The organism is Mesorhizobium sp. M7D.F.Ca.US.004.01.2.1 (genome assembly GCF_003997785.1).
Taxonomy (GTDB): Bacteria; Pseudomonadota; Alphaproteobacteria; order Rhizobiales; family Rhizobiaceae; genus Mesorhizobium; species Mesorhizobium loti.
In genome coordinates, this window is the sequence record NZ_RZRQ01000751.1 from 1 (window position 1) to 555 (window position 555).

At 61.1% G+C, this 555-nt stretch carries 1 protein-coding gene; it reads right to left on the reverse strand.

All coding sequences use genetic code 11. From position 1 onward, the window contains the following. Window positions 1-491 (reverse strand): 5-oxoprolinase subunit PxpA (gene pxpA, locus EN993_RS36620; protein WP_245469093.1); only part of this gene is annotated, 491 nt, incomplete at its 3' end. Between the last annotated feature and the right edge of the window lie 64 nt (window positions 492-555).

The following is a 555-nucleotide window of genomic DNA, read 5'->3' on the forward strand; positions in this document are numbered from 1 at the left end:
GCGTAGGCGCGATCGGCATAGATTTCGCGGATCGGCGCCAGGCCGGCGTCAAGCGCAGCGACCTCTGTTGCCATGGCGGGCATCACAATGAAGCTCAAACCCTTGTCGACTGCAGCGATGGCCCCCGCGACTGCGGCAGCCAGAGCCGGATCCTCGGCAGACATGTTGCCGAGCGATCCGTGCGTCTTGACATGCGCCAGCCGCACGCCTTGGCTTTTCGCCAGAGCCTGAAGTGCGCCAATCTGGTAAATCACCTGCTTGGCTATGTCCGCCGGGCTGTCGTCCAAGATTCGCCGTCGACCGAAGCCCCAAAGATCGAAGAACCCTGGATGAGCCCCCACATTGACGCCGCGTTGCGCAGCCAGGGCCAAGGTCCGATGCATCACCAAGGGATCGCCTGCGTGAAAGCCACAGGCAATGTTGGCGGATGTTACAATCGAAAGCATTGCATCGTCATTGCCGAGCGTATAGGCGCCGAAGCCTTCGCCCATGTCGCAATTGATATCAATGGTCCGCACCGGCCGCGGCCTCCGCGCTGATGAAAAGGATTCTACG